The organism is Streptomyces sp. NPDC094143 (genome assembly GCF_040303825.1).
Taxonomy (GTDB): Bacteria; Actinomycetota; Actinomycetes; order Streptomycetales; family Streptomycetaceae; genus Streptomyces.
Genome location: NZ_JBEOTZ010000090.1, coordinates 1 through 7,911, shown reverse-complemented (window position 1 = coordinate 7,911; position 7,911 = coordinate 1). Strand labels below are relative to the sequence as shown.

Here is a 7,911-nt window from a genome sequence, read left to right as displayed (position 1 = left end):
CGGCGGGGGTGGCCGCCGCCTCGTGTGCCGGTCCGTCAGGCCACTGGACCGGCGATTCCGCTGCGCAGCAGGTGCCGCCCCTGCCGGATCAGCTCGTTCGCCTGCAGGGCGAGCCGGGCCGCGCCGTCGTAGAGGGCGTGGACGGCCGGGAGGCGTTCCAGGCGGGGGGCCAGCGCCGACAGGGCGATGGCGAGGGCCACGCCGGCCCAGGCGACGGGCCCGAGCGGGGTGCAGCCGAAGAAGTGGCTGACGCCGGGCGTCTGGACGAGCGCGGCGAGCACGGCGGCCGAGCCGAGGGCCGTGACCCACACCAGCGGACTGTGCCGCCGCCCGGACAGGGTCTGCACGAGCTGGGCGCCCACCACGCCGCACAGGGCCATGGTGGTGGACCGGCGTTCGGTGCCGGGCGTGAGGCGGCCGATGAGGTAGGCCGTGACCGCGCCGAGGCAGGTGGTGATGCCGCGGCGGCGGATGGAACGCAGCAGGGGCGCGCCGAGGACGTTGAGGCCCATCGGCGCGGTCGCTGCGTGCTGAGCCGTCGAGGGGTCGTCGCTGGGGGTGACCGCGACGGCCATGGCCGGGAACATGTCGGTGAGCAGGTTGACCAGCAGCAGCTGACGGGTCGACAGGGGGGAGGCTCCGGCGAGCAGCGTGCCGAGGACGCTGAAGCCGACCTCGCCGGCGTTGCCGCCGATGAGGATGCTGACGGCGTCGGCGACGCTGCGCCACAGGGCACGTCCCTCGACGACGGCGTCGACCAGGACGGACAGGTCGCCGGTGGTGAGCACCAGGTCGGCGGCGTTGCGGGCGGCGGCGGAGCCGCGGGACTCCACGCCCACGCCGACGTCGGCGGCGCGGATGGCGGCGGCGTCGTTGGCACCGTCGCCCGCCATCGCCACGACCCGGCCCGCCTGCTGCAGGGCCTCGACGACGTGCAGCTTCTGCTCGGGTGCCACGCGGGCGACGACGCCCGCGTCGCGCAGGACCCGGACGCGCTGACGGCGCTCCATGGCGACCAGTTCGTCGCCGGTGACGACCTCGGTCTCCTCCGGCCAGCCCAGTTGCTGGGCGATGGCGCGGGCCGTCTCCGGGTGGTCGCCGGTGAGCATGACGGGCACGATGCCCGAGCGGCGCAGCTCCACCAGCAGGGCGTGCGAGGTGTCGCGGGGCACGTCGGCGAGGGCGATCAGGCCGCTGAACTCCAGGTCGGCCAGGGGCGCTTCGAGTTCGGCGTCGGCGTCGTCGGCCCGGCAGGGGCGGCGGGCGACGGCGAGGACGCGCAGGCCCCGGCCGGCCAGTTCGTGGGCGGTGTCGGTGGCGTGCGCGGGCAGGTCCCGGCAGGCGGGCAGGATCGTCTCGGGGGCGCCCTTGACGACGAGGAGTTCACCGACGTCGGGGTCGCCGTCGCGGCCGACGGCTGCGGCGTAGCCGCGCCGGGTCTCGAAGGGCAGCTCGCCGGTCGGGCTCCAGCCCTCGTCCGGCGGGGCCACGTCGAGGACGGCCTCGTCGGTGGCGTGGGCGATGCGCCGGCCCTGCCCGGTCTCCTCCTGCGGGCAGGCGCGCGCGGCCAGCCGCACGATGGGGAGGGCCTGTTCGGCGTCCGTGGCCAGGACGGTGCCGTGGGCGGTGGCGACGCGGACCAGACGCAGCCTGTTCTCGGTGAGGGTGCCGGTCTTGTCGAAGCAGACGGTGTCGACGCGGCCGAGCGCCTCCAGGGTGCGCGGGGTGCGGACCAGGACGCCGCGCCGGGACAGCCGCCGGGCGGCCGCCATCTGCGCGACGGTCGCGACCAGCGGGAGTCCCTCGGGCACGGCGGCCACGGCGACGGCGACACCGCCACTGACGGCGCGCCGGACGGGGCTGCCGCGCAGCAGGGACAGGCCGGTCACGGCGGCGCCGCCGGTGAAGGTCACCGGCAGTGCCTTGCGAGTGAGTTCCTGCAGCCGGGCCTGGACGCCGGCGGGCGGCGGCGTGCGGGCGGCGAGTGTGACGGCACGGCCGGCCTCGGTCTGGTCGCCGGTGTCGACGACGAGCGCGGTGGCCCCTCCGGCCACGACGGTGGTGCCCTCGAACACCATGCAGGTGCGCTGGGCCACCGGCAGGCCGGGGGTGGCCTCGACGGACTTGGTCACGGGCAGGGACTCCCCGGTGAGCGCGGACTCGTCGACCTCCAGGCCGTCGACGTCCAGCAGCCGCGCGTCGGCGGGTACGACGTCGCCGGCGCCGAGGCTGATCTCGTCGCCGGGGCGCAGCCGGGTGGCGTCGACGGTGACGGTGCGCTTGCGGCTGTCCTGCCTGCGCGCCTTGGGCTGCTGCCGGGCCGCGAGCCGGGCTAGGGCCTGTTCGGCGCGCATCCGCTGGAGTCCGCCCGTCACGGCGTTGAGGTCCATCGCGCCGACGACCAGCAGCGCGTCGACGAGCGAGCCGAGCAGCGCCGAGGCGACGGCGCCGGTGGCCAGGACGGGGGTGAGCGGGTCGTCGAGTTCGCGGCGGACGGCGCCGGCCGCCTGCCAGGTCCAGCGGGCCGGGGCGACGGCGGGGTGGCGGGCGACGCGGGCCGCCTGCCGGCGGGAGCGGTCGGCGAGCAGGGCGACTCCGCGGGGTTCCTCGTCGTGGTGGGCGCGGCGCAGCCGCCGGCGAGCCTCGTGGGGTTCCAGGGCGTGCCAGGGGATGTGCAGCCGGGGTGGCGGCGGGGTGGCCCGGGCCACCCGGACGGCTTCGAGCCAGCCGGTGAGCAGGGCGTTGGCGGCGGCGATGTTGACGGGCGCGTGCCGGGTGAGGGGCCACAGCAGGTGCCGGCCCGGGGGCTGGCCGCCGCGGGCGACCAGGAGGCCCGACAGGGCGGCGCCCGCGCGGGCGAGTGTCTGCGAGCGGCGTGCGACGCGCCGGGCGGCCGGGATGGCGGTCAGCAGCCGCCAGACGTCGGCGAGGCCGCCCGGGGCCAGCGCGTCGGCGGCCCAGGAGACGGCCGCGCGGCCGTCGGTGAGGGCGACGGCGACGTCGCCCGCGGGCAGCCCGGCCACCACGTGCCCGTCGCCGGACTCGGGCAGCCGGGCGACGGTCACCACCACGTGCCCGTCGTCCTGCAGGGCCCGTACGACGTCACCGAACGGCCGGCTGCCCGGGGCGACCTCGTCGGCGAGCCGGGTGATGTCCTTCAGGTCGGAGCCGCCCGCGATGACGACGTGCAGTCGCGCGCGGCGGGCGGCGTCGAGGACGGCCTCGGCGAAGGGGTGCACGGGGTCGTCGGCCGGGCCGTCCGGGTCGCCGTCGTCCCCGGATCCGCCGCGCAGGGCGTCGGCGTGCAGGACGAGGGCGTCGGCGATCTCCAGCTGACGCAGCCGTTCCCCGCTGCGTACGAGGATCCCGGCGTGGGCGAGGAAGGTGCCGAGGGTGGCGCTGAAGGCGGCCGGTCCGTAGCGGGCCGCCTTCGGGGAGCCGGCGAGGACCGCTTCGGCGGCGTCGTTCGCGCTGTGGGTGACGAGCAGGGTGGCGGCGGCGCCGGCGAGGCTTCCGGTGCTGGCGTGCGAGGCGTACTCCTGGGCGGGCGTCACCTTCAGGGGCGGCCGGGTGTCACCGGGGCAGGGCAGGCTGGTGCGGCCGGCGCGGCAGACGTCGTCGTGCAGCGCCTCGAAGGCCGCGGCCCTGGCCACGGCTTCGGTGAGCTGGTTGCCACGGAGGATCCCGTCGAGGACGAGTGCCAGCGGGGTCTGGCCGACGCCGTGCGCGGCGGCGTTGGCGGCGGCGAGGACGAGTTCCATGCCGGAGGCGCCGAACCGGCGGCGGAGCACGGCCCGGAAGCGGGGGTTCTCGCGCAGCAGGGTGACGGTGGCGGTGACGATGCGTGGGGTGGGCGGCAGGCGCAGGGAGCGGCCGGCCAGGGCACCGGCCGCGCCCGCGGCGTCCAGCAGGATCGCCGCGGCGGTGACGCGCACCTCGCCGGGGTCGCCGGGGTGCGTGGTCTCGGGCTCCTCCGGATCGACCGGGCCGGCGTCCTCGCCGAGGCCGAGGCGGGCGGCGAGTTCGGTGGCCCGTTCGGTGACGCGGTCGGTGGCGGCGTCCTCGGCCAGCGTGATCACCAGCCGGGCCAGGCCGTCGTCCCAGTACGCGGCGAGCACGTCCGGGTGGTCGACGAGTTCCCGGGCCACCTTGTGGGCGAGGGCGCCGGTGCCGCCGCCGGGGTGCCGCAGGGCGAGGTGGACGCGCTGTCCGGCCGTCCAGTGCCGGCTGCCCGTGAGCGCGTTGCGTGCGACGTTGCGGACGCGGCGCGTGGTGTCGTAGACGGACGTCACTCCCTGGGCGGTGCCGCGGGCGGCCCCGGCGGCCGCCCCGGCCACGGCCCCGACGAGCGGGGCGACGTCGAAGCGTGTGAGCATCTGCTGTTTCCCGATTCAGCCGGTGGGGTGGCCGTCGTGTCCGTGCCGGTGGGCCCGGTCCGGGTGGTGGGGGGCCTCGCCGTGGTGCGTGGTGGCTTCGGCGACCTGCTTCAGGGCGGAGGCGGTGGCGGTGTCGCCCACCTTGGCGGGCTGTTCGTGCACGTGCTGTTCCGGCCGGTCATGCCGGTAGTGCGACGAGGCGAACCGGGCACCGGGGCCGTAGGCGGAGGTGTCCTCCGGCTCGTCCTGGGCTCCGGCCGCGGAGCTCTCGCCCGGCCGGGCACCGCCGCTGCCGCCGTTCGGTGACGTGCCGTTGTGGTGCTGTCCGGGCCGCGGCTGGGTGAGCCAGGCGACGGCGGCGCCGGTCAGCGCCACGGGCCACTCGACGACGCCGGCCACGCCGAGCACGCCGGCGCCGGTGTAGACGGCCATCCGGCGCCCGCGCGGGGAGACCGCGCCGATCCGGTCGAGGGCCTCGGTGGCGACCTTGCCGACCTGTTCCGCGCCGGGCAGGTGCCTCAGGCCCGAGGCGACGGCCCGCAGCGGCTGTGGAAGATCGGACGAACGGGGTGTCTCCTGGTTCATGGCGACCTCCGCGAGCGCATGGCGGGACGGCTTCCGGTTTCCCACCTCTTGGCCCTATATTCCGCCTTCAGTGGGGTATGCGCCTGTCTGGTTCGGCCGAGGCTGCGGCCCGGGCGTCAGACGACGGTGTGGCCGTCGTGGACGCCGCCCATGCAGCGCTTGGTCCAGGCCTGCGCCGTCGCCCACGGCGGAGATGATAATCATGCCTCCGCCGGCGACGCACTGGCTCGCGGTGACGTCCGCCGGGAGGGCCGCGGCGCGGGCGGTGCGGTGAACGCGGCCAAGGCCAGGGCGGTGAGCGGGGCGTACGGCAGCCTTGCGCATGAGGACTCCTTCGGATGGGCGGCCGGACGCGAATGCCGTGCCAGCGACGCCAGGGCACGCCGGAGCCGTCTCCAGCCGGGCGGGGAATCCGGGGGCCCGGCCGCCCGGCCTTGAGGCCGCGCGGCGGATGCCGGGAGCCACGGGGCGGCCGACGCCCGGGAGAAGCGGCACGGCGGACGCCGGGAGTCACAGCGCGGGCGACGCCCTAGCCAAGGCCCGCAAGACACGGGGCGGCCGACGCCCGGGGAAGCGGCACGGCCGCCCGGGAGACGCGGCGCGGCCAACGCGCACGAGACACCGCGCAGCGGACCCCAGAAGAAGCGGCACGGCCGAAGCCCGGGAGACGCGGCACGGCGGACGCCCGGGAGTCAGCGCGGGCGACGCCCTGGATGAGACGGCACGGCCGACCCCCGCGAGACATCGCGCAGCGGACTCCGGAAGCAGCGGCGCGGCCGACGCCCGAGAGAAGCAGCGCGGTCCACGCCCAGGAAGAAACGGCACGGCGCCCACGAGACACCGCGCAGGCCACGACTCCAAAAGAAAGCGGCACGGCCGAAGCCCGGGAGACGTGGCACGGCCGAAGCCCGGGAGACGTGGCACGGTCGAAGCCCGGGAAGGAGCGGCGCGGCCGATGTCCGGGAGAGACGGCCGGGGGCCCTTCGTGTCGGCTCGGGCGCGCCGGGTACTTGTGCTGGCACACAGCAGGCCGTATGGGTCCGGACACCGCGCGGGAGCGGATGGTCCGGTTCGGCGAATGGGGAGTGGTCATGACGCAGAACGGGGATGACGCGACGCTCGTCCGGCGACCGGGGGTTCCCGACCTCGGGTCGGCACCGGAGGGGGCCGAGCCCGCGCCACCGCAGGCCCTGCAGGCCGACGAGCCGCCGCAGGACCTGCCCCTGGACCGCAACCAGGCGATCCTGGAGGCGGCCAAGCAGGTCGGGGCGCTGCTGAAGCGCAAGGGGCACCTCTTCGCGCTGGCCGGCAGCGTGGCCGCCTACGCCCACGGCGGCGAGAAGAACCTCCAGCACGACGTCGACTTCGCGATCCGGCCCGAGGACGCCGACGCGGTGGCGGCCACGCTCCGCGACGCGGGGCTGACGGTCTACACGCCACCGGAAGACTGGCTGATCAAGGCCACGTGTTTCGGCCAGCCGGTGGACATCATCTTCGAGCTGGCGCACCGGCCGGTCGGAGCGGACATGCTGGAGCGGGCGGAGGAGCTGTCGGTCGACTCGGTGCGCATGCCGGTGCTGGCCCCGACCGACCTGCTGTGGAGCCTGACCGCCGCGTTCTCCGAGCACCACTGCGACTTCGGCGCGGCCCTGCCCATCGCACGGGCCCTGCGCGAGAAGGTCGACTGGGAGCGGGTGCGGCGCGAGTGCGGGGACGAGCCCATGCCCGCCGCCTTCTTCTTCCTGCTGGAGCGCCTGAACGTCATCTGAAGGAGCCCCCATGAGCACCCACGCCTCCCAGGACGCCGGCGGCGGGCCGGCGGAGAACCTGGACTACCGCATCGCCCACCTGCAGGAGCACCTCGCCTCGGGCGAGCTCGGTGAACTCGGCGTACGGGTCGAGGCCCGCGGCCAGGCGGTGCTGCTCACCGGCACCGTGCCCTCGGCGCCCTGCCGCGACGAGATCCTGCGCACCGTCCAGGAGGAGCTGGCCGGGGTCCCCGTGCACAGCGACCTCGTGGTGACCGAGGCGTCCTGCCCCGACCACGCGGAGGAGCTCGCATGATCCGCATCGCAGCCGTCGGAGACATCCACATGGGGCCCGGCAGTCAAGGCGTGCTCCGCCCCGCCTTCGAGACCCTGCCCGAGTGCGCCGACCTGCTGCTGCTGGCCGGCGACCTGACCCGCCACGGCACGCCCGAGGAGATGCGGGTGGTCGCCGGCGAGGTCCGGGACCTCGGCGTCCCGGTGGTCGCCGTCCTCGGCAACCACGACCACCACGACGACCGGCCCGACGAGGTCACGGCCGTCCTGCGGGACGCCGGGGTGCACGTCCTGGAGGGGCAGCACGCGGTCGTGGAGAGCGGTGGGGCCCGGATCGGGGTGGCCGGCACCAAGGGGTTCGGCGGCGGGTTCGTCGGCCGCTGCGCCGGGGAGTTCGGCGAACCGGTGATGAAGGAGTTCGTCCGCTACTCGCGCCGGTCCGCCGACGGCCTGCGCACGTCCCTGGAGCGGCTCGGCGCCGCGGACTGCGACGCCCGGATCGCGCTCACGCACTACTCCCCCGTCGCGGACACGCTGGCGGGCGAACCGCTGGAGATCTACCCGTTCCTGGGCAGCTACCTGCTGGCGGAGGCGATCGACACGGCCGGCGCCGACCTCGCGGTGCACGGGCACGCGCACGCCGGTACCGAGCACGGCATGACGAGCGGCGGCGTGAAGGTGCGCAACGTCGCCCAGCCGGTCATCGGGCGGGCCTTCCACGTCTACCACCTGCCGGTCCGCGAGCCTGCGGCCTCCCGGGCCGCGGCGAACGCGGCCCGCTAGGGCCTGTCTGGCAATTCCCCTCCCCCTGCGCCACGCGGACCAATCCCGACTACTTCCCGGGCGTCGAGCTCCCTCAGCGCGTGCGGGCCACCACGGACCCCGCCGAGGCCGCCGCGGACGCCGAC

Annotated in this window: 5 protein-coding genes; 3 read left to right on the top strand and 2 right to left on the bottom strand. The window is 76.1% G+C overall.

Going from position 1 to position 7,911, the window contains the following annotated elements; all coding sequences use genetic code 11:
• Positions 1-35: 35 nt before the first annotated feature.
• Together ABTZ58_RS39515 and ABTZ58_RS39510 are read right to left on the bottom strand one after the other, a co-directional pair.
• Positions 36-4,376: a cation-translocating P-type ATPase gene (locus ABTZ58_RS39515; RefSeq protein WP_351368192.1), complete on the bottom strand. Its 4,341-nt coding sequence runs from the start codon at positions 4,374-4,376 to the stop codon at positions 36-38.
• 15 nt (positions 4,377-4,391) lie between these two features.
• On the bottom strand, positions 4,392-4,961 hold the full coding sequence (locus ABTZ58_RS39510; RefSeq protein ID WP_351368189.1) for a hypothetical protein: 570 nt from the start codon (positions 4,959-4,961) through the stop codon (positions 4,392-4,394).
• A gap of 1,091 nt (positions 4,962-6,052) precedes the next feature.
• On the opposite strand from ABTZ58_RS39510, the gene ABTZ58_RS39505 reads away from it, so the two are divergent.
• From ABTZ58_RS39505 to ABTZ58_RS39495, 3 genes are read left to right on the top strand one after another with little or no spacing between them, the layout of a single operon-like run.
• Positions 6,053-6,730 carry a nucleotidyltransferase family protein gene (locus tag ABTZ58_RS39505; RefSeq protein WP_351368186.1) on the top strand — a complete coding sequence of 226 codons (678 nt, stop codon included), beginning with the start codon at positions 6,053-6,055 and terminating at the stop codon, positions 6,728-6,730.
• A gap of 10 nt (positions 6,731-6,740) precedes the next feature.
• Entirely contained in the window at positions 6,741-7,025 is a 285-nt protein-coding gene (locus tag ABTZ58_RS39500) for a BON domain-containing protein (RefSeq protein ID WP_351368183.1), read from the top strand.
• Complete coding sequence (locus tag ABTZ58_RS39495) at positions 7,022-7,786, top strand: metallophosphoesterase family protein (protein WP_351368180.1); 765 nt, start codon at positions 7,022-7,024, stop codon at positions 7,784-7,786. Before ABTZ58_RS39500 ends, ABTZ58_RS39495 begins: the two co-directional genes overlap by 4 nt.
• The last annotated feature ends 125 nt before the right edge of the window (positions 7,787-7,911 follow it).

Excerpts from the sequence above, each read along its gene's own strand:
- ABTZ58_RS39495 (WP_351368180.1), top strand. The coding sequence starts at position 7,022 with ATGATCCGCATCGCAGCCGTCGGAGACATCCACATGGGGCCCGGCAGT.
- ABTZ58_RS39515 (WP_351368192.1), bottom strand. The coding sequence starts at position 4,376 with ATGCTCACACGCTTCGACGTCGCCCCGCTCGTCGGGGCCGTGGCCGGG.
- ABTZ58_RS39500 (WP_351368183.1), top strand. The coding sequence starts at position 6,741 with ATGAGCACCCACGCCTCCCAGGACGCCGGCGGCGGGCCGGCGGAGAAC.
- ABTZ58_RS39510 (WP_351368189.1), bottom strand. The coding sequence starts at position 4,961 with ATGAACCAGGAGACACCCCGTTCGTCCGATCTTCCACAGCCGCTGCGG.
- ABTZ58_RS39505 (WP_351368186.1), top strand. The coding sequence starts at position 6,053 with ATGACGCAGAACGGGGATGACGCGACGCTCGTCCGGCGACCGGGGGTT.